This window comes from Mycolicibacterium mageritense (assembly GCF_010727475.1).
In the GTDB taxonomy this organism is placed as follows: Bacteria; Actinomycetota; Actinomycetes; order Mycobacteriales; family Mycobacteriaceae; genus Mycobacterium; species Mycobacterium mageritense.
Window position 1 is genome coordinate 43864 of record NZ_AP022567.1, and the last position, 18280, is coordinate 62143.

Sequence of the window (18280 nt, forward strand, 5' to 3'; positions counted from 1 at the left end):
CGGTGATGTTATTCTCACGTACCGAGAATGCCAATCCCAGAATCGGAGAATGTTCGATGGTCGACCTCGAGACCGATGTTGAACTGGCGATCATCACGATCGACCGGCCGGAGGCCCGCAATGCCATCTCGCTGAACACCATGGATGCGCTGGACAAGGCGCTGGACGGGACCGTCGGCGCGTCTGCTCTGGTCATCACGGGCGGCGGCGACCGGGCGTTCGTCTCTGGCGGCGATCTCAAGGAATTGGCAACGCTGCGAACCGAATTGGAGGCGTCCGCGATGGCCTGGCGGATGCGCTCGATCTGTGACCGGATCGCCGGGTTTCCCGGGCCGGTCATCGCCGCGCTCAACGGCCACGCGCTCGGCGGCGGCGCCGAGGTCGCCGTCGCGGCCGATATCCGCATCGCGGCCGACGACATCAAGATCGGCTTCAACCAGATCTCGCTCGCGATCATGCCGGCCTGGGGCGGTGCGGAGAGGTTGGCACGGTTGGTGGGGCGCAGCCGCGCGCTGCTGCTCGCCGGAACGGGACGCGTGCTCGACGCCGTCGAGGCCGAGCGCATCGGCCTGATCGACCAGGTGGTTCCCCGCGCCGAGTTCGCCGCGGCGTGGCGGTCGACAGCGCACCAGCTCGCGCGCCGCCCGGCCGGCGAGATCAAGCGCGTGCTCGACGGCGTACCGACCACCGAGGCCGTGGCCGCCTTCGCCCGGCTCTGGGTTTCCGACGAACACTGGGCCGCGGCCGACAAGGTGATGAACAAGGGCAAGTAGCCGATCAGACGCACGCGTCGGCCACGTGAAACCCCGGCGATGACAATTGATTCTCACTAGACGAGAATTACATTTCCGGATATCGTCAGCGGCGTGTCAAATCAGATCGCCCTTGCACCGGACATCTCGACGTGGCCCGATGCCGAGCCACAGCTGATCGGCAGTCGCTGCGCCGACTGTTCGGCCACCACGTTCCCGGCCCAGGCCCGCTGCCCCAGGTGCAGCGGTGCCAACACCGCCGAGGCTCTTCTCCCCCGCCAGGGCACATTGATCGCCTGGACCACGCAGGGATTCCCTCCCGGCGCCCCTTACAAGGGGCCGACCGGGAAAGACTTCGTGCCATTCGGTGTCGGCCTCGTGCAGTTGGGCGACGTCATCCGCGTAGAGGGCCGACTCACCGAAAACGATCCCGCGAAATTGCAATTCGGCATGGACGTGGAACTCACCATGGTTCCGTTCACGACGGACGAAGACGGCAACGAAGTCGTCACATTCGCCTTCAAGCCGGCGGGGTCCGGCAAATGACCAACGACGTTGCGATCGTCGGGGTCGGGTTGCATCCGTTCGGCCGCTTCGACAAGACCGCGATGCAGATGGGCGCCGAGGCCATCCAGTTCGCCCTCGACGACGCCGGGATGGCTTGGAAAGAAATCCAATTCGGTTTCGGTGGCAGCTACGAGGTGTCCAATCCCGATGCGGTCACCCGGTTGGTCGGCCTCACCGGCATCACGTTCACCAACGTGTTCAACGCGTGCGCCACCGCGGCCAGCGCGATCCAGCAGACCGCCGACACCATCCGCCTCGGCAAGTACGACATCGGCATCGCCATCGGCCTCGACAAGCACCCGCGCGGGGCGTTCACCGACGACCCGGCCAAGCTCGCGCTTCCGCAGTGGTACGCCGAGAACGGGCAATTCGTCACCACCAAGTTCTTCGGCATGAAGGCCAACCACTACATCCACAAGCACAACATCTCGCGGGAGACTTTGGCCCGGGTCGCCAACAAGAACTTCCGCAACGGCATGTTGAACCCGAACGCGTTCCGCCGCAAGGAGATATCCGTCGACGAGATCCTCGGCTCGGCGGTGCTGAACTATCCGCTGACCCAGTACATGTTCTGCGCCCCCGACGAGGGGGCGGCCGCGGTGATCATGTGCCGCGCCGACCTCGCCCACAAGTACACCGACACACCGGTGTACGTGCGCGCCAGTGAGATCCGCACCCGCACCTATGGCGCCTACGAGGTACACGCGACCTCAGCACCGCTCGACGAGGATCCGTCACCCACCGTGTACGCGGCCAAGGCCGCCTACGAGGCAGCCGGGATCGGCCCCGAAGACGTCGACATCGCCCAGCTGCAGGACACCGACGCGGGCGCCGAGGTCATCCACATGGCCGAGACCGGTCTGTGTGCCGACGGCGAGCAGGAGAAGCTGCTGGCCGACGGCGCCACCGAGATCCACGGATCGATCCCGGTCAACACCGACGGTGGGCTCATCGCCAACGGCGAACCCATAGGCGCGTCGGGCCTGCGCCAGATGCACGAGCTGGTCCGCCAATTGCGCGGCGAGGCAGGCGAACGCCAGGTGCCCGGCAACCCACGCGTCGGCCTGGCTCAGGTCTACGGCGCACCCGGCACGGCGTCCGCGACGATCTTGTCCCTCTAGTTTTTCCGCGAGCAGACGCGCAGGTACCCGGAAAACACTGTTACACGGTACTTTTGCGTCTGCTCGCGGAAAGAATCACCACAGGTAGATGGCGAGCACGGTGCCCCACAGCACCAGCAACCAACCGTCGGTGACCCAGCGCAGCCAGTGCGGCGCGCTCCGGATCTCCATGAAGTACCGGAACACCAGCCGGCACTTCACCAATCCCAGCACAAGCACGATCATGGTGATCGGCACACTGGGTTGCGGCGTGGCGTCCCCGCGGACGGGGCCCACCCACCAGGACGCCACGGTGAGCACGCTCAGCGCCAGCCACACATAGGTGATCAGCCGGCCTTCGGTTCGGGTCCGGGTCGTCAAAACGTCACCTCATCACGTAGACCAGGGTGAAAATCACGATCCACAGCAGATCCACCAGGTGCCAGTAGATGGCTCCGGTTTCGACCAGCGTGACCCGCCTGCCCTTCGGGTTGCGCAGCTCGGCACAGCTGACGCCGAGGAACACCAACCCGAGCGCGACGTGGAACAGGTGCACGCCCGTGAGCAGGTAATAGAACATGAAGAAGTCGTTGCTCGGAAAGGTCAGCCCCTGACCGATTTTCGCCGACCACTCGAAGGCCTTGATCGCCATGAACACCACACCGCACGCCCCGCCGCACAGTGTGAGCTGAATGGCTCTGCGGTACTGCCCGTCGCGGGTTGCCAGCACGCTACGCGCGACGAACCACGAACTGCCCAGCAGCACCAGGGTATTGGCGACACCGAAGTTGATGCTCAGGTGCCGCTGCGACTCCAAGAAAAACTCAGGCTGCCGGGCCCGGTAAACCATGAAGATGACGAAGTACGCCGAGAAGATCACCAGATCCCCGAGGACGAACACCCACATGTTCGAGTCGCTGGGCAGATGCGGTTTCGGGGTGCCGACATCGGTTCTTGCCTCGGCGTCCAGCTGCCCGGTTTCCGTCATGTGCCCTCAGTCCTGGATCTGCTCGTCGGGTGACTGGCGTTTGATCGTCACGAACAGCAGATAGATGATCGAGGTCTGCCAGACCACGAACACCACTGTGCCCAGGTAGAAGCTGATCGACCCGTTCCACGCCAGCGGGCCCGACGTGAAGATGAAGACCGGGCCGGCGAGGAGCTCGGTGACTATCATCCAGATCGACATGTAGGCAAGCCATTTGGGAAGGATTCCGTTGCGGTCCAGGAAGATCGCCAGCGCGAGCACCATGTTCTGCGTGCAGAAGCACCCCAGTGACCCCACGAACGACAGCAACGCGAGATCGTAGAGCATCGCGACGATGTGCGGATCGCGCTCGGGGCGGAATGCGGCTGCGAGGAACGAGAATGCCGCCATGAGACAGCCCGGCACGGCGCCGACCACGAGCGCCGCGATGTAGCCGTACGCGAACACCGGGGCCACTGTCATGCGCTTGATCTGCAGCGCGATGAGACCGTTTGCCACCCCGGTGAATCCGATGAAGAACATCAGCAGCGCGAACCCGATCCGGATGGTCGGCGCATGATCGGCGAAGAACGCGACGATCTGATCCTGATTGATGTCGGGACGCGGCGGCGGCATCACCCGGGTCAGGACGACGAAGATTAGCCCGAAGATGACATAGAAGACCGGTATGGTCCACCAACAGATCCACTGGTCGATCTTGGGCCGGCGCTGCCACGGCACGCGCTCGCCGCGCTCGACGGCGGGGAGGGACGCGGTCATCGGGACACCGGTTGGGCGGCAAAGGTTTCCGGGAGCGCCCGGTCTTCGAGGGACTGCCGTTTCACCGCCGCCCACACCACGCAGAACAGTACCCCGACGTTGACGCAGAACGCGCCGAGTCGCAGCCAGAACGACACGGCGCCGTCCCACGCCAGCGGACCCGTCTGGAACACCACCGCAAACGCCGCGGGCGTCATCGCCGCGGCGGTGACGACGCTGAACGGGGCCACCCACCGCGGGAAGACCGGCCGTTCGGTTGCGTCGAGCCAGACCGCAAGGGCCAGACAGAGGTTCTGTACGACGAACATGCCGACGGGCGCGATGAAGATCAGCCAGGCCATGTCGTTGAGCAACTGGACCAGCGCGGGGTCGCGGCCGGGGCGAAACGCCGCAACGAGCCACAGGATGTCGGCGATCGCGAACATCGTCGCACCGGTGGAGACCGCGCCGATGTAGCTGTAGGCCAGCACGTGACTGGGTGTGGCCATCCGCTTGATCTGCACCACGATCACCATGAAGAACGGGATCAGCATGATGGCGCACAGGTTGAACGTGATCATGGCGAACCGGATACGTGCGGCGTTGGCGGCGAAGAACGCTGCGACTTCGTCCGCGGGAAGACGGGGCGACATGGGTGGCAGGAAGCCCGGAAACGCGAAGAACGCCACGATCATCACGCCGGCGAAGAACAACGTGAGCCACAAGCTGATCCACTGGGCCCTGGTACTCATCGGATCGCTCGTCCCTCCCCGCGCCTGCCACTAGCCGATCGGCTACTTTCGACGCTAGCGCCGAGCGCTATACCGCGTCAACGGTGGATGCAAATCCGGGTACCACTGACGTAATTATCGTTCTACAATTCGAGAATGCGGTTTCCGTGTGAGCCCGCGAAGACTGCGCCGCCGACCGGGGCAGACGGCTCAGGCCGACACCTCGACGGGCTGCGGCTCGCCCTCCAGCCGCCGCAACCAGCCTTCACAGAATTCGATCACCTCGGCATGCCCTGCCGACATCCCGAGCGCCTGCTCCATCACCATCACGCGCGACACGCTCGTGGCGAACACGGTCCACACCACGGGCGGCACCTCGGATGCGTCGACGCCATAACGCTGCAGCGCGGCGGTCATGGCTTTCGTCTGTTCCTCACGGAACTTCTCGGCGTAGCGGCCGATCTCGGTTCGGAGCACCTTCCGGTGGTTTGCCAGACCCATGATCTCCATGGTCAGCCTGGTGGCACTCGGATCGGTGCCGAACCGCCACAGCGCCCACAGCGGCTGCGCCGAGTTCAACGCCAGCGCCTGGGCTTCCAACCCCTGCTCGGCCCGCCGGCGGAACACCTCGAGGAACAAGTCGTCCATCGTGCGGAAGTAGTAATGCACCAGCTGAGGCTTCAGGCCGGCCTTGTCCGCCACGCGCCGCGACGTCACCGCCGCATACCCCTCGTCGATCATCAACTGTTCGGCAGCGTCGAGCAGCACGACCCGGTTCTTGGCGTCCGGCGCCCCGATCCTTCGCGCCGATCCCATGGCCATCCCCTCTCCTGCGCCACCGCACGTTGCCACGCAGATCGTAGCTGCGCCACGCCGCGTGATCTTGACCACGACTCTACCGCCATGCTAAGCAGATGCTCAGCATTTTCGTCTCAATCCGTCCGCGCGGTGCAGCCCGCCGCGAAAACCACCGCAGCGCAAGCAGATTTCGGGAGGCAGCGCACACCATGACAGATGCCGGGACAACCGATTACGACACGGTCGACTACTTCACCGATCAGTCCCTGGTGCCCGATCCGCACCCGTACTTCGACCACCTCCGCAGCAAGTGTCCTGTGGCGCGCGAACCCAACTACGGCGTGCTCGCGATCACCAGCTTCGAAGAAGCCACCACGGTGCTCAAGGACACCGACACCTTCTCGTCGTGCATCGCCGTCGGCGGCCCGTTCCCGCCGCTGCCCTTCACGCCCGAGGGCGACGACATCAGCGAGCAGATCGACAAACACCGCGCCGAACTCCCGATGTTCGAGCACATGGTCACCATGGACCCGCCGCAGCACACCGATGCGCGCTCGCTGCTGAACCGGTTGCTGACCCCGCGCCGTCTCAAGGAGAACGAGGACTTCATGTGGCGTCTCGCCGACGAGTGCCTCGACGACTTCATCGACAACGGCAAGTGCGAGTTCCTGTCGGCGTACGCCAAACCGTTCTCCCTGCTGGTGATCGCCGACCTGCTCGGCGTCCCCGAAAGTGACCACGACGAGTTCCGGCATGTGCTCGGCGCGCCCCGGCCTGGTGCCATCGTGGGTTCACTGGAGGGCGACCAGCTCGCGATGAACCCGCTGGCCTGGCTCGACGACAAGTTCGTCGGCTACCTCGAGGACCGCCGCGAGAATCCGCGCGACGACGTCCTCACCGCGCTGGCGACCGCGAAATACCCGGACGGGTCGACGCCCGAGGTGATCGACGTGGTCCGTTCTGCGACATTCCTTTTCGCGGCGGGACAGGAAACCACCACCAAGCTGCTGTCCGCGTCGCTGCGCGTACTGGGCGACCGGCCGGACATCCAGCAGGCGTTGCGTGACGACCGGAGCCGAATCCCGACCTTCGTCGAGGAAGCACTGCGAATGGACGCCCCGGTCAAGAGCCAGTTCCGGTTGGCCAAGAAGCACACCGAACTCGGCGGTGTCGACGTGCCTGCGGGTACGACGCTCATGGTGTGCCCGGGTGCGGTCAACCGCGACCCGATCCGGTTCGAGGATCCGCACACGTTCAGCCTCGATCGCAAGAACGTGCGCGAGCACATCGCGTTCGGCCGTGGCGTTCACAGCTGCCCGGGCGGCCCGCTGGCCCGGGTCGAGGGCCGGGTCTCGATCGAACGCATCCTCGATCGCATGGCCGACATCGGTATCGACGAGGAGCATCACGGCCCCGCCGACGATCGGCGCTACACCTACGAGCCGACCTACATCCTGCGCGGCCTGACAGCACTCAACATCACGTTCACTCCGCTGCGGTGACCGAGCGTTCGGAACCGCTCCTCCGAAGCGAGAATGATATTCTCGCCGGATGCAGGTGATATTCCGGATCGTCCTCGCCTTCGCGTGATGTCGTTCTATAGTCGGCCGAGCGGGGCGAATCATGGAGGGACACGGTGAAATCCGGTTTGCTGAGCACGGTCATGGGCACCGCTCTGGTGGCGGTGGCGATCATCCTGGCCCCGCCCGCGTCAGCCGTCATGCCGTTCGGCAACTATGACCTGCACATACCGGACCGGAGAGACTTTCACACCTGGGTGTTGTCAGCCCTGGCCCCGTGCCGGGGAGAGAACAACGTGAAACGGCACGACTGCCTCGAGATCGAGCTCGTTCCCCGGCCGATCGCCAAGGCGCAGCAGAGCACCCGCGAGGCCAATCTGGTCGACGGTCGCTACACGGTGACCGTCGACGACCCGTTCGGGCTCCGCTGCGGTGACATCTATTACGGTCCCACCATCCCCACCCACGACGTTTACAGCTGGGACGCCAATACCCTGGTCGGGGAAGTGGTTTCGACTTTCGACGCCGCATGCGACAACGCACCGGGCGGTTCGCTCACCTACCCCATCACCTTGACGAGGATGTGATCGATGCGGGCCGTATCAGCCTTCGCCGCGGCCACAGCGGCGCTCACGTCGATCGGCGGTGGACTGACGGCCGCAGCCCCGGCCGTGGCCGAGGAGCCGGTGCTGCATCACGTCCGCTACACCGTGACGGCCGATGCGCCGTTCTGGGCCACGATCTACTACCGCGACGTCGACCCGCCGAGCTGGTCCGACTACAGCCACAACCCGTATGAGTTCAGCCCGCGCGCCGACGCCGACATCGGCCCGAGCCAACCGTGGATCCATGACACCATGCTCGCCGACCCGAATTCGTGGGCGATGGTGACCGTGCAGAGCGGCGATGCACCGAACATCCCGCTACCCGGATTCAACTGCACCCTCGAGGTCGACGGGGTCGTCGTGAAGAGCAACAGCGGCCCCAAGGGCGCGCTGTGCTCGCTCCGCAACTGGTGAAAAGCCCGCACAACACCTGAGCCGGGTGGCTCAGTTGCCCTCAGGTGTCCCCGCGGCGCCAGAGCACGTCACCGTTCATCGGGACGCATGTGAGGAACAACCCGTCCGGCGCCTGCGCGACCATGTTGAGTTCGGTCGGGCACGGACTGTTCTCATCCCGGATTCCGGCCAACGGCGGAGAGCGGAACCAGCGTGGCTCGTACCGCCGCGGCGATCCGCAGAACACCAGCCGACCGGGCTGGATGGAGGGTCCGGCCAGCGCCACCCCGAATACGAAGTAGGTGGTGTTGTCGCAGGGGGATCCCAGCACCACGTCCGGCCTGATACCCGGAACGCAGAACGCGTCATTGCAGGCTTGAGGTCCGGCATTCGCCTGTGGGGCAGCCAAGGTTCCGGCGACAATAGCTGAGACGGCCGCCGCCGCCACCATCACACGCACGTTGCCACTTTCCCACACTTGAAAACGAAATTCTCTGTATCGAAGAAGAATACTCCATCGCTTTCGACCTCAGTGCGGAACGCGGTTCGCGACGTCGGCAAACGTCCGCCGAATCACTGAAGCGACCCCGTCGCGACTGATATTCTCCTATTCTGAGAACGGCACTACCGCACCGGAGGAGTTGTTGCATGCCGGCAACCAGAAGGATTGCGGCCGCGGCGGTCGTGGCCTCGGCGACGTTGATCGGCCTCGGCGCGGCGCCAGCCGGCGCCGATGAGAACTGGGGTATCAACGGAACCTACGCCACGTCGGTCAACGGCGATTGGGCGAAGGTCAACGAACGCTATGAAGACCAGCCCTCAGAGCGAGCCACCTGGACGGTGAGCACCGACTGCATCTCCCCCACCGACTGCGCGGGCACCGTCACCAGTGACCAGGGCTGGTCAGCCCCGATCTACACCGTCAACGGGCTGTACTACGTCAAGCGCACCGTCCCGGAATGGCGGTTCTGCGCAGACGGCACGCCCATCGAAGGCCTGCAGATCTACAAGCTCTACCCGGTGGGCTTCGACGGCCACGTGGACCTGTCGTCGAGCGAGTACACCGGCGAACAGCAGACCACCGGCCCCAGTGGATCCTGTGGCCGCAATCAGTGGCCGGCCATCCGGGCACCCTTTTACATGAAGAAGATCTAGCCGAACCGCTTCTACTGCAACGGGAACCGGCCACAGGCGCCAGCCTGTGGCCGGTTCCGTTCGGAGACAACTAGATCGGCATCATGTCCTGCCATGACGTCACCTTGGTCGTGAGGTTGGCCTGCTTGTAGAGCCTGCCGTCCTGCCCCTGGTACTCACCCGTGCGCGGGTTGTACTTGCTGATCGCCAGTGACGGTCCGCCCGGCTGACCACCGGAGAATCCCGACGGTGCGAGGACCGGATCCATCGACGTCGGTGGCGCCGAGGGATCGATCGGCGTACCCGCAGGCGGACCGTGTGGCACCGGTACCTCCCGCGGTAAATCCGCGGGCGGCATCGGAACGGTGTTCAGATCCGGGGCCGGTGGCGGGGCCTGACCCGGGACCGGAGGTTCGGCGAACGTCACCGGGCCGGGCGGCAGCGCGCCAGGGCCCATCGCCGGGAAGCTGGGCGGCTGCTGTGGTTCCGGCGGCGCAGGCGGCCCCGCCACCGCAACCCCTGGTGGCAGCGCTGTACCTTCCAGCGGCCCGAAAGTGTTGTCGTCCAGTTCTACTCGAGAGTCCGGCGCAATCCCCTGCGAGACCAGATTCGGATCGAAGGGATAGGGGCCGAGGGTGTGCTGACGTTGCGCCAGGGGCTGATACCCATTCGGGTCATTGCACAGTTCTACGGTGGGGGCGCGCTTACCCGGGTGCTCCATGCAGGGATAGTTGCGGGCACCGCGCACCGCGATCGGAGAATCCTGCGGCAGCTTGCAGTAGATGTTGTCCGGGGTGTCGATGACAGACTCATCGGTCGGCGCCCGCCATGCCGACGGCGGCAGAAATCCGACCGTGCACGAGTTCGGATCGCCCAGCCCCAGCGAGAATTCACCGTTGGGCAAACCCGTTGGGTTGTTGCCAGGAAGGTAGGTCTGGGTCTGGGCCACATACGGCGGGAAGAGCACCAGCACTTGCTCGACCGACGCGTGATAGGTCACCAGCACCTGGCCCAGCGTGGTCATGTTCGCCAGCAGCACGGGCAGTGTGGGCTTGATCTGATCGAGCAGCCGAGAAGTCTCCTGCGCGAAGCCGGGTCCGTTCTGCAGAACCGACCGGAACTGCGCGTCGTCGGTGACCATCTGCCCGGTGATGCCGGCCAGGCTGGCGGCCCAGGTACGGATCGAATCGCCGGTTTGTGCCTGCGCATCGAGGAATGGACCGGAATCGTCGATCAGCCCGCGGGTCCGGTCGGACACCTTGTTCGCATCGTCGGTGATGGTCGACGCCGAGTCGAGCAGCGATCCGAAATCGTAGCCGGTGCCGTTGAACGCGTTGTACGACTCGTCGAGCAGCCGGCTCAGCGAATCCTTCGGGATGGTGTCCACCAGGGCACTGAGCTGATCGAGCATCGGTCCGACCTGTTGCGGCACCTCTGTGTTGTCCACCGAGATCACGGAGCCGTCGTGCAGATACGGACCGGAATCAGTGCGCGGCAACAGATCCACGTACTGTTCACCGACCGCGGACATGCTGCGGACCGCGGCCTTCAGGTCGGCGGGAACCTTCGGGGAGCGATCCAGCGACAGCGTCGCCTCCGCCCCGTTCGCGGTCAGATCTACCGCGGTGACCTTACCGATCTGCGAACCACGGTAGGTCACGTTGCCGAACTTGTAGAGCCCACCGGTGCTGGGCAGCTCCAGCTTCACCGTGATCCGGCCGATGCCGAGGAGTGTCGGAACCTGCATGTAGGCGAACAGCATGACTGCCACGCCCACGATCGATGCGATGGTGAACAGAATCAACTGGGTCCGGACAAAACGTGTGAGCATTTATCCGCCACCCCCTGTCGTCGGAGCTGGTGGATTGGCAGACGAATTGGCTTGAGCCGCATAGGGCCCGGCGAATATCGGAGGCGCCGATCCCGGTGCGGGCGGAGCGGCCGGCGCAGGTGAACCGGGCAGGGTCAACGGCTCCGGCGGCGCGACGGGCACGATCGGCCCCGCATACGGTGGTGGTGGCGGGGGCAACGCCTCCTGTCCTCCAGCCGTGTCCACGGGCGCCTCCGCCGGGGGAAACGCGTCTGGCGGTGGCGGATTGACACCGGTCTTGAGGGGGTCATAGGTGTAGTTCAGCCACGCCGGATCGCCCGGGGCCGGAACCAGCTGGGCGTTCTCCTGCTCCCAGCGGGTTCCGAGCATGAAGCTGCGCTTGAGCCGCGGAATGGTCAGATCGATGGTGGCGAACAGGTTGAAGTAGTCACCGCGAATGTCCCGATCGATGAAGTTCTGGGTGAACGGATAATGCGCGGCGAATTCGAGGACGCTGGGCAGTTCCGGTCCCACGTCGGCCAGCGCCGCGAGGGCCGGCTCGAGGTTGCGCAGGTTGCGCACCAGATCGTCCTGCGACTCGTTGGCCAGTTTGGTGGCCGTGTCGCTGAAGGTTCCGAGTTTCTGCAGGGCGGTGGTCAGCCGGGGCCGTTCCTTGATCAGGACATCCATCGCCGGCGGGATCTTCTCCAGGGCACGGGTGATGACGTCGCGCTGACCGGCGAAGGTCGATGCCAGCCGGTTCAGCGATTGAATCGAGTTCACGATGTTGTCGCGTTGCGCGTCAAGGGTTCCGACGAAGGTGTCCAACCGGGTGAGCAGGTGCCGGAAATCGGTGTCGCGACCGTTGAGGGCGGCGCTGAAGTTGTGGATGATCTCGCCGGCCTGGCCGAGGCCGCCGCCGTTGACGACGGTGGCCAGCGAGGACAGCGTCTGCTCGGTGGTCGGGTAGGTCGAGGCGTTGTTCAACGGGATCGTCGACCCCGGCGGCAGGCTGCCCTCCGCGTCTTTCCCGAGCGGCGGGTTGATCGCCAGGTGCATCGAACCCAGGAGACTGGTCTGCCCGATGCTCGCGACCACGTTGGCCGGCACCACGACGCCCGGCTCCACGGAGAACTCGATGTCGGCATGCCAGTCCCTGACCGACATGCTGCGCACGCTGCCGATCACGACGTCGTTCATCATCACGGGTGAATTCGGCTCCAGCGTCGCGACATTGCCGATTTCGACGTGGTACACGCTGGATTCCGGCCCCCGCCCCACGGCACCGGGCAGCGGCAACGAGTTGACGCCCTGGAACGCGCATCCGCCGGCCGTCAGTGCAACACAGGAGCCCGCGGCGACCGACAACCGCAGCCGTCTTCCGCTGATCATGCCGGTGGTGTCCCTTCAGCCGGAGGTGGCGGTGCGGGTGCGTCCGCCGGCGGCGGGCCTGCCGCCGGTTCCAGCGGGGCCTCGGCCGGCAGCGGGCCGGGAGCGGGCCCCTCGGGCACGCCTGCCGGATTGAGCATGTCGCGCAACGACGACGGCACATTCGGCGGCACTATCGGCGGTGCACCTGGCAGCATCTGCTGGGCACCGGGCGGCGGCGTGCCCGGCGGCCGGCCCGTGAACGGTGGAGGTGGCTCCGGTCCAGGAACGTAGGCCGACTCCGACGGCGGGATCGGGATGTCGGGCACCTCCGGTGAGCCACCGCCACCACCCGGTGCCAGGCCGGGTTCCGAATAGACCAGGTTCTCCGGGTTCGCCGACGGTGCCAGGTACGGCGCTACCGGGAACGGCATGTTGTTGAAGTTCATCAGTCGCAGCGCCGGGCCGAGGTATTGGGCGCAGAGTTTCGCCGTCTCCGGTGCTGTCGTGTTCTCCACTGCGCCGATGGCGCCGCAGATGAACTGCACCGGGTTTGAAAAGCCGTGCAACACGAACTGGCCCACCGGGCTGCCGGTGTCGGGGTTGTAGATGTTGTAGGCGTTCACCAACGCGTTGGGCGTTATGTGCAGCAGGTTCTCCACGTTCAACTTGTTGTCCACGAGGATCTGCGTGACGTTGGCCAGCCGCTGCACCTGTTCGGAGGCCTTGTCCCGACTGCCCGCGACGAACCGCTGTACCTCGACGACGGCCGTGGACAGGTTCTTCAGCGCAGCATCGAGATCCGAACGACTTCCGTCGATGACGCTGGTCAGCGTGGCCAACCGGTTTTGGAAGGACACCACCTGCACATTGCTGTCCCGAAGTGCGGTGACGAAGGTCTGCAGGTTCTTGATGATGTCGACGATGTTGCCGCTGCCCTCGGCGAGGATGCGAGCCACCCCCGACAGCTGGGAGATGGTCTCGCGCAGCTTTTCTCCGTTGCCGTCCATGGCGTTGGCGGCACTGTCGATGAACCGGGACACCGACGTGCCGTCCACCCCGTTCTTGGGGCCCAGGTCGGTGGACAACCGCATCAGCTGTTCTTTGACTTCATCCCATTCGACAGGTACCGCGGTGTGATCGAGGCCGATGACCGCGTTGTCCGCCATCTTGGGGCCGCTTGACCGGTAGGCCGGGGTGAGCTGAACGTACCGCGCCGCGACCAAATTCTGGGCGACGATCACCGCCTTGGCGTCTTCGGGAATCGGCACGCTCGGGTCGACCTTGAGGACCAGTCTGGCTTGGGTGCCTTCCGGTTTGACGGATTCGATGGTGCCGACCTTGACGCCGGAGACCCGCACGTCATCACCCGGGTAGATGCCGGTGGCCGAGGTGAACAATGCGGAGATGGTCTTCGGTGCGAAATACAACTGGCGCACCAGGACTGCCGCACCCGCCACCAGCAGCGCCACCAGGCCCACCGCGAGCCCCGTCGTCACCCGTTTGCGGTTCATCAACGCGTTCCCCCGGGAATTCCGTTGTAGGGCAACGGTAGTTCGGCACGCGGTCCCACGGTGTCCGGCGGCTGCCCGGCGTTGACACCGCGCCGGAATCCGAACGCGTAGTCCAGGAACGGCTGCAGGGCAGCCTGGCTCACCAACAGGTTTGGCACGAAGGCGTTGTAGTACGGACCGTTGGCCAGGGTTTCGGCCTGCGCGAGCCAGAACTTCTTCATGTCGGGCAGCATCTTGTTGATGTTGTCGCGGTTCTTCTCGAGAATCTCGGTCACGCGGTTGAGCCGCTCCAGGGTGGGCGCAAGTTCCTGCTCATTGTCGGCGACCAGCCCGGACAGCTGCTCTGCCACGGCGGACGTGTTGGCCAACAGGTCCACGATCGCCTGGCGCCGGTCGTTGAGCACACCGAGCAGGTCATTTGCGTTGAGGATCAACGTGTTCAGCTGCTGACTGCGCTGCGACAGGATCCCGGTCATGTCGGCGGCGCTCTTGAGCAGGCCGGCCAGGCTCTCGTTGCGGCCGTTGATCGATTTCGACAGCCGGCTCAGGCCGTCGAACGTCGGGCCGAGCTTCGGGGCCACCTGATCGATCGTCGCCGCGAGGGTGTCCAGCGACTGGTTGAGCGACGTGGTGTCGGTACCCGCGGTGTTGGTGGTCAATTCACTGACGGCATCGGTCAGGGAATAGGGCGACGACGTCCTCGACGTCGGGATCACGTCGGTCGAGCGCAAGGTGCCGCTGCCTTCGGACTCCAACGTGAGCACCCGCTCGCCGAGCAACGACCCGGTGCGAATGTGTGCCGACGTCAGCGAGCCCAGCTGCTGCTTGCCCTCGGTCGTGAAGGTGATCAACGCATCGCCGTCCTGCAGCGACACATCGGTGACCGAGCCGATCTTTATGCCCGACAGGGTGACGTCGTTTCCGACGGTGATGCCGCCGGCTTCGGTGAACAACGCGTGATGGCGCACCGACCCGGCCCATTGCGTCAACCGCTCGGGCTGCAGCCCGATGGCGATCACGAGCACCATCAGCACCACGCCGATGAAACCGGCCTTGACGAGATTGGATTCGCGGTACTTGAGCATCAGGGCTCTGCGCACCTCCCGCCTTCTTGCTTGAGCCAGGGGAAGACTGCGGTCCGGCCCTGGAGGTCGGAGACGCGCAGGTTGATACCGCACACGTAGTACATGATCCAGCTGCCGTACGACCCGAGCCGAGCCATCTTGCGGTAGTTGTCCGGGCCCTTCTGCAGGCCCCGATCCAACACGGCCTTGTTGTCATCGAGCAAGGGCGCCAACCGGTTCAGCTGGTCGACGGTGCCGGCCAGCGGCGGGCGTGCCTGGGTGAGCAGGTTCGCAACGGACGCGGTGCCGTTGTCGATCGAGGTGATCGCAGTGCCGATCGGATCGCGGTCCTCCGACAGACCGCTGATCAGTTTCTCCAGCCGGTCGATGGTGGCCGAGAACTTGTTGCCGTCCCTGTCGAGCGTGCCCACCACATCGTTGAGGTTGTCGATCAGCTGCTGGATGACCTCGTTGTTGTCACCCAGGGTGTTGGAGAACGACGAGGTCTTGCTCATCAACGAATCCAGGGTGTCCCCCTGGCCCTGAAAGATGTTGACCAGTGACGAGGTCAGCGCGTTGACGTCCTGGGGGTTGAGCCCCTGGATCACCGGACGCAGGCCACCGAGCAGCAGATCCAGGTCCAAGGCACTCTGGGTGCGGTCCACCGGGATCTGGGAACCCGCTGCCAGCAACCGGGTCGAGTCGGGCGTGTCGAGCAACTCCAGGTAGCGGTCGCCCACCAGGTTCAGGTACCGCACGGCGGCATTGGTACCGGTGGTCAACGCGACGCTTCGATCAGTGTCGAACTCGACCAGCACCGACTTGTCCGGTTGCAGCGACACACTTTTGACCGTGCCCACGCGGACGCCTGCGACGCGCACCGAATCCCCGGCCTCCAGCCGCGAGGCATCCTTGAACACCGCCGAGTAGGACGAGTACGTGCCACCGCGATACTCGGAGAACGTCATGAACAGGAACGCGGTGAGGACCGCCATCACGATCGCGAACGCCCCGAACTTCAGGAATGTGCTTCTGCCGCGGTTCATCCCGGTTGTCCGATCTGTGCGGTGTTGCGCGGCGGGCCGTCGAGCGGCCCGAACAACATCTGCTTGAGACCGTCGGAATTGAGCAGGATGCCCTGGTTGCCGTACTGCCAGGGGTTGGCATTGGTGTCGGTGACAAGGTATTTCGTCCGGTTGCCGAAGCCGACGTTGGGCAACCCCATGCAGTGTGGTCCACCCTTGGCCGCGACCTTGGGCAGGTTCTGCGGGTACCGGTAGCGTTCGATGCCCAGCGTGAACGCCAACTGGACAACGATGCCCGGATCCATTGCCGGCGGCTGGTTCTTGACGGTGACCATGCCCTGCAGCGCGCATTTGAGCGCAGGCGAGTACTCGTTGAGCAGATCGGTGGTGGGCGCCAGGAGCTCCAAGGTCTTGCTCAACGCCGGCTGATTGCCGCCGATGACGTCGTTGCCGACATCGGCCAGGCCGATGGCACTGATGAGAAAGGCGTCGAGATTCTGCTCTTGGTCGACGAGCGTGTCGCTGAGTTTGTTGGTGTTGTCGACAGTGCGCAACAGATCGGGCGCCGCGTCGCCGTAAGCGCTCGACACCGCAGCCATCGACTCGATGTCGTGCGAGAGATTCGGCAGGCTCGGTTCGAGCTTGGCCAGCAGGGCCTCGAAGTCGGTGACGGTCTTGCCCATCTTCTCGCCGCGTCCGGAGAACGCGGACGATATGGCGCCGAGGGTCTCGTTGAGCTTGACGGGGTCGATCTTGTCCAGCACCTGCGTGAGTTGTTGGAACACGGTGTTGATCTCGACGGTGACGTGGTCACCGCGCAGCACCTGCCCGGGCTGAATGGGTTTGGCAGACGGGTTGTCCGGGGCGGCCAGTTGAACGAACTTGGCCCCGAACACCGTCGAGGACGCGATGTCGACCTTGACGTCCTGGGGAATCAACTTCATCTGCGCCGGATCCATCGCGAGATGCAGCGCAGCCGTTCCGTCCGGGCGCGACTCGATCGACTCGACCCTGCCGACCTGGACGCCGCGCATCTTCACCTTGGCGTCCGCGTTCATCACCAGCCCGGCGCGATCGGAGATCACGGTCAGTGGAACCGTTTTGGTGAAGCTGCCGCGGAACAGCGCAACGGCCAGCGCGATGATCAGCCCGACCGCGACCACGGTTCCCAGGCCGGCGAGCGGCCTTGCGTAGCCGCGCGCACCGAAGCTGCGGCCGGGACGCGCCGCGACGGGTACCGCCGAGGTCGCGGTTTCGGACCGGTGGGCTGGGCCCGGGCCGATGTGTCGTGTCACTGTGTCTCCCGCCCGCTAGCCACTCAGGTTGAAGTTTCCGTTGGAGCCGTACACCGACAGCGACACGAGCAGAGTCACCGACACCACGACGATGAGCGACGTACGCACCGCGTTGCCGACCGCCACCCCGACTCCGGATGGGCCACCGCTGGCGAAATAGCCGAAATAGGTGTGGATCAGCAGGATGGTGATCGCCATCAACACGGCCTGCAGAAACGACCACAACAGATCGATGGGGTTGAGGAACGTGTCGAAGTAGTGGTCGTAGAGACCACCGGACTGCCCGAGCAGCACCACGGTGGTGAACTGGGACGCCAGGAACGACAGGATCACCGCGATCGCGTACAGCGGCGTGATCGCGATCATGCCCGCGACGATCCGCGTGCTCACGAGATATTCGACCGGCCGGATCGCCATCGACTCCAGCGCGTCGATCTCCTCGTTGATGCGCATCGCCCCGAGCTGCGCAGTCACACCGGCACCGAACGTCGCGGCCAGTCCGATCCCCGCGACGACGGGTGCTGCGATCCGCACGTTGATGAAGGCCGACAGGAACCCGGTGAGTGCCTCGATGCCGATGTTGCCCAGCGAGCTGTACCCCTGGATGGCCAGCACACCGCCGGTGGCCAGCGTCAGGAACCCGACGATCACCACGGTTCCGCCGATCATCGCCAATGTCCCGGCGCCCATCGAGATCTCGGCGATCAGCCGGACGAGCTCCTTGCGGTAGTGCAGCGCCGCGTGGGGCGTGCCCGCGATGGCCTTGGCGTAGAACAACGTGTGGTCGCCGATGCGGCCCAACAGCGAGACCGGTTTGTTGAACTGCCGGGTCAACCGTGGGTACGTGGACCGCAGGATCGTCATGGTTCCCATCGCGG

At 65.0% G+C, this 18280-nt stretch carries 20 protein-coding genes; 7 read left to right on the forward strand and 13 right to left on the reverse strand.

The genetic code is table 11. The features are described from left to right. The first annotated feature begins 56 nt into the window (after positions 1-56). From G6N67_RS00195 to G6N67_RS00205, 3 genes are all read left to right on the forward strand, one after another. Entirely contained in the window at positions 57-773 is a 717-nt protein-coding gene (locus tag G6N67_RS00195) for an enoyl-CoA hydratase/isomerase family protein (RefSeq protein WP_036436286.1), read from the forward strand. Positions 774-854: 81 nt separating this feature from the next. Continuing rightward, positions 855-1298, forward strand: coding sequence for a Zn-ribbon domain-containing OB-fold protein (locus tag G6N67_RS00200; RefSeq protein WP_036436283.1), 444 nt, complete (start codon positions 855-857; stop codon positions 1296-1298). Next, positions 1295-2440, forward strand: coding sequence for a thiolase family protein (locus tag G6N67_RS00205; protein WP_036436281.1), 1146 nt, complete (start codon positions 1295-1297; stop codon positions 2438-2440). Before G6N67_RS00200 ends, G6N67_RS00205 begins: the two co-directional genes overlap by 4 nt. Positions 2441-2515: 75 nt before the next feature. On the opposite strand, the gene G6N67_RS00210 is transcribed toward G6N67_RS00205, so the two are convergent. The 5 genes from G6N67_RS00210 to G6N67_RS00230 all read right to left on the reverse strand — a co-directional run bounded on the left by G6N67_RS00210 (position 2516) and on the right by G6N67_RS00230 (position 5692). After that, positions 2516-2800: a cytochrome C oxidase subunit IV family protein gene (locus tag G6N67_RS00210; RefSeq protein ID WP_036436279.1), complete on the reverse strand. Its 285-nt coding sequence runs from the start codon at positions 2798-2800 to the stop codon at positions 2516-2518. Positions 2801-2804: 4 nt separating this feature from the next. Next, a complete protein-coding gene (locus G6N67_RS00215) occupies positions 2805-3407 on the reverse strand; it encodes a cytochrome c oxidase subunit 3 family protein (protein WP_036436277.1) in 603 nt (200 codons plus the stop codon). Between the two features lie 6 nt (positions 3408-3413). Then, positions 3414-4166, reverse strand: a complete 753-nt coding sequence (locus G6N67_RS00220) for a hypothetical protein (protein ID WP_051578960.1) — start codon at positions 4164-4166, stop codon at positions 3414-3416. Then, complete coding sequence (locus G6N67_RS00225; protein WP_051578959.1) at positions 4163-4897, reverse strand: hypothetical protein; 735 nt, start codon at positions 4895-4897, stop codon at positions 4163-4165. Before G6N67_RS00225 ends, G6N67_RS00220 begins: the two co-directional genes overlap by 4 nt. A gap of 189 nt (positions 4898-5086) precedes the next feature. Beyond that, the gene (locus tag G6N67_RS00230; protein WP_036438275.1) at positions 5087-5692 is read right to left on the reverse strand and encodes a TetR/AcrR family transcriptional regulator; all 606 of its coding nucleotides are present in this window, start codon (positions 5690-5692) and stop codon (positions 5087-5089) included. 191 nt (positions 5693-5883) lie between these two features. Here G6N67_RS00230 and G6N67_RS00235 point away from each other — a divergent pair, with 191 nt between their 5' ends. From G6N67_RS00235 to G6N67_RS00245, 3 genes are all read left to right on the forward strand, one after another. Next, positions 5884-7176: a cytochrome P450 gene (locus tag G6N67_RS00235; RefSeq protein ID WP_036436274.1), complete on the forward strand. Its 1293-nt coding sequence runs from the start codon at positions 5884-5886 to the stop codon at positions 7174-7176. Positions 7177-7310: 134 nt separating this feature from the next. Then, positions 7311-7781, forward strand: a complete 471-nt coding sequence (locus tag G6N67_RS00240; protein ID WP_036436272.1) for a hypothetical protein — start codon at positions 7311-7313, stop codon at positions 7779-7781. Between the two features lie 3 nt (positions 7782-7784). Beyond that, positions 7785-8213, forward strand: coding sequence for an Rv2576c family protein (locus tag G6N67_RS00245; protein WP_036436270.1), 429 nt, complete (start codon positions 7785-7787; stop codon positions 8211-8213). 40 nt (positions 8214-8253) lie between these two features. Here G6N67_RS00245 and G6N67_RS00250 read toward each other — a convergent pair whose 3' ends face one another. Further along, a complete protein-coding gene (locus G6N67_RS00250) occupies positions 8254-8643 on the reverse strand; it encodes a hypothetical protein (RefSeq protein WP_036438273.1) in 390 nt (129 codons plus the stop codon). A gap of 197 nt (positions 8644-8840) precedes the next feature. Between G6N67_RS00250 and G6N67_RS00255 the strand changes: the two genes are divergently transcribed. Then, positions 8841-9347 carry an Rv2253/PknI dimerization domain-containing protein gene (locus G6N67_RS00255; protein ID WP_036436267.1) on the forward strand — a complete coding sequence of 169 codons (507 nt, stop codon included), beginning with the start codon at positions 8841-8843 and terminating at the stop codon, positions 9345-9347. A 70-nt stretch (positions 9348-9417) separates the two neighbouring features. Here G6N67_RS00255 and G6N67_RS00260 read toward each other — a convergent pair whose 3' ends face one another. From G6N67_RS00260 to G6N67_RS00290, 7 genes are read right to left on the reverse strand one after another with little or no spacing between them, the layout of a single operon-like run. Further along, positions 9418-11157, reverse strand: a complete 1740-nt coding sequence (locus G6N67_RS00260) for an MCE family protein (protein ID WP_036436264.1) — start codon at positions 11155-11157, stop codon at positions 9418-9420. After that, positions 11158-12528, reverse strand: a complete 1371-nt coding sequence (locus G6N67_RS00265) for an MCE family protein (protein ID WP_036436262.1) — start codon at positions 12526-12528, stop codon at positions 11158-11160. It lies immediately after the preceding gene. Continuing rightward, entirely contained in the window at positions 12525-14018 is a 1494-nt protein-coding gene (locus tag G6N67_RS00270) for an MCE family protein (RefSeq protein WP_036436261.1), read from the reverse strand. The genes G6N67_RS00265 and G6N67_RS00270 overlap by 4 nt, the downstream gene beginning before the upstream one ends. Beyond that, complete coding sequence (locus tag G6N67_RS00275; RefSeq protein ID WP_036436258.1) at positions 14018-15103, reverse strand: MCE family protein; 1086 nt, start codon at positions 15101-15103, stop codon at positions 14018-14020. The genes G6N67_RS00270 and G6N67_RS00275 overlap by 1 nt, the downstream gene beginning before the upstream one ends. Next, the gene (locus G6N67_RS00280) at positions 15103-16128 is read right to left on the reverse strand and encodes an MCE family protein (protein WP_036436256.1); all 1026 of its coding nucleotides are present in this window, start codon (positions 16126-16128) and stop codon (positions 15103-15105) included. Before G6N67_RS00280 ends, G6N67_RS00275 begins: the two co-directional genes overlap by 1 nt. Beyond that, positions 16125-17402, reverse strand: a complete 1278-nt coding sequence (locus G6N67_RS00285; protein WP_036436253.1) for an MCE family protein — start codon at positions 17400-17402, stop codon at positions 16125-16127. Before G6N67_RS00285 ends, G6N67_RS00280 begins: the two co-directional genes overlap by 4 nt. Positions 17403-17417: 15 nt before the next feature. Further along, on the reverse strand, positions 17418-18275 hold the full coding sequence (locus G6N67_RS00290; protein WP_036436251.1) for an MlaE family ABC transporter permease: 858 nt from the start codon (positions 18273-18275) through the stop codon (positions 17418-17420). Positions 18276-18280 lie beyond the last annotated feature (5 nt).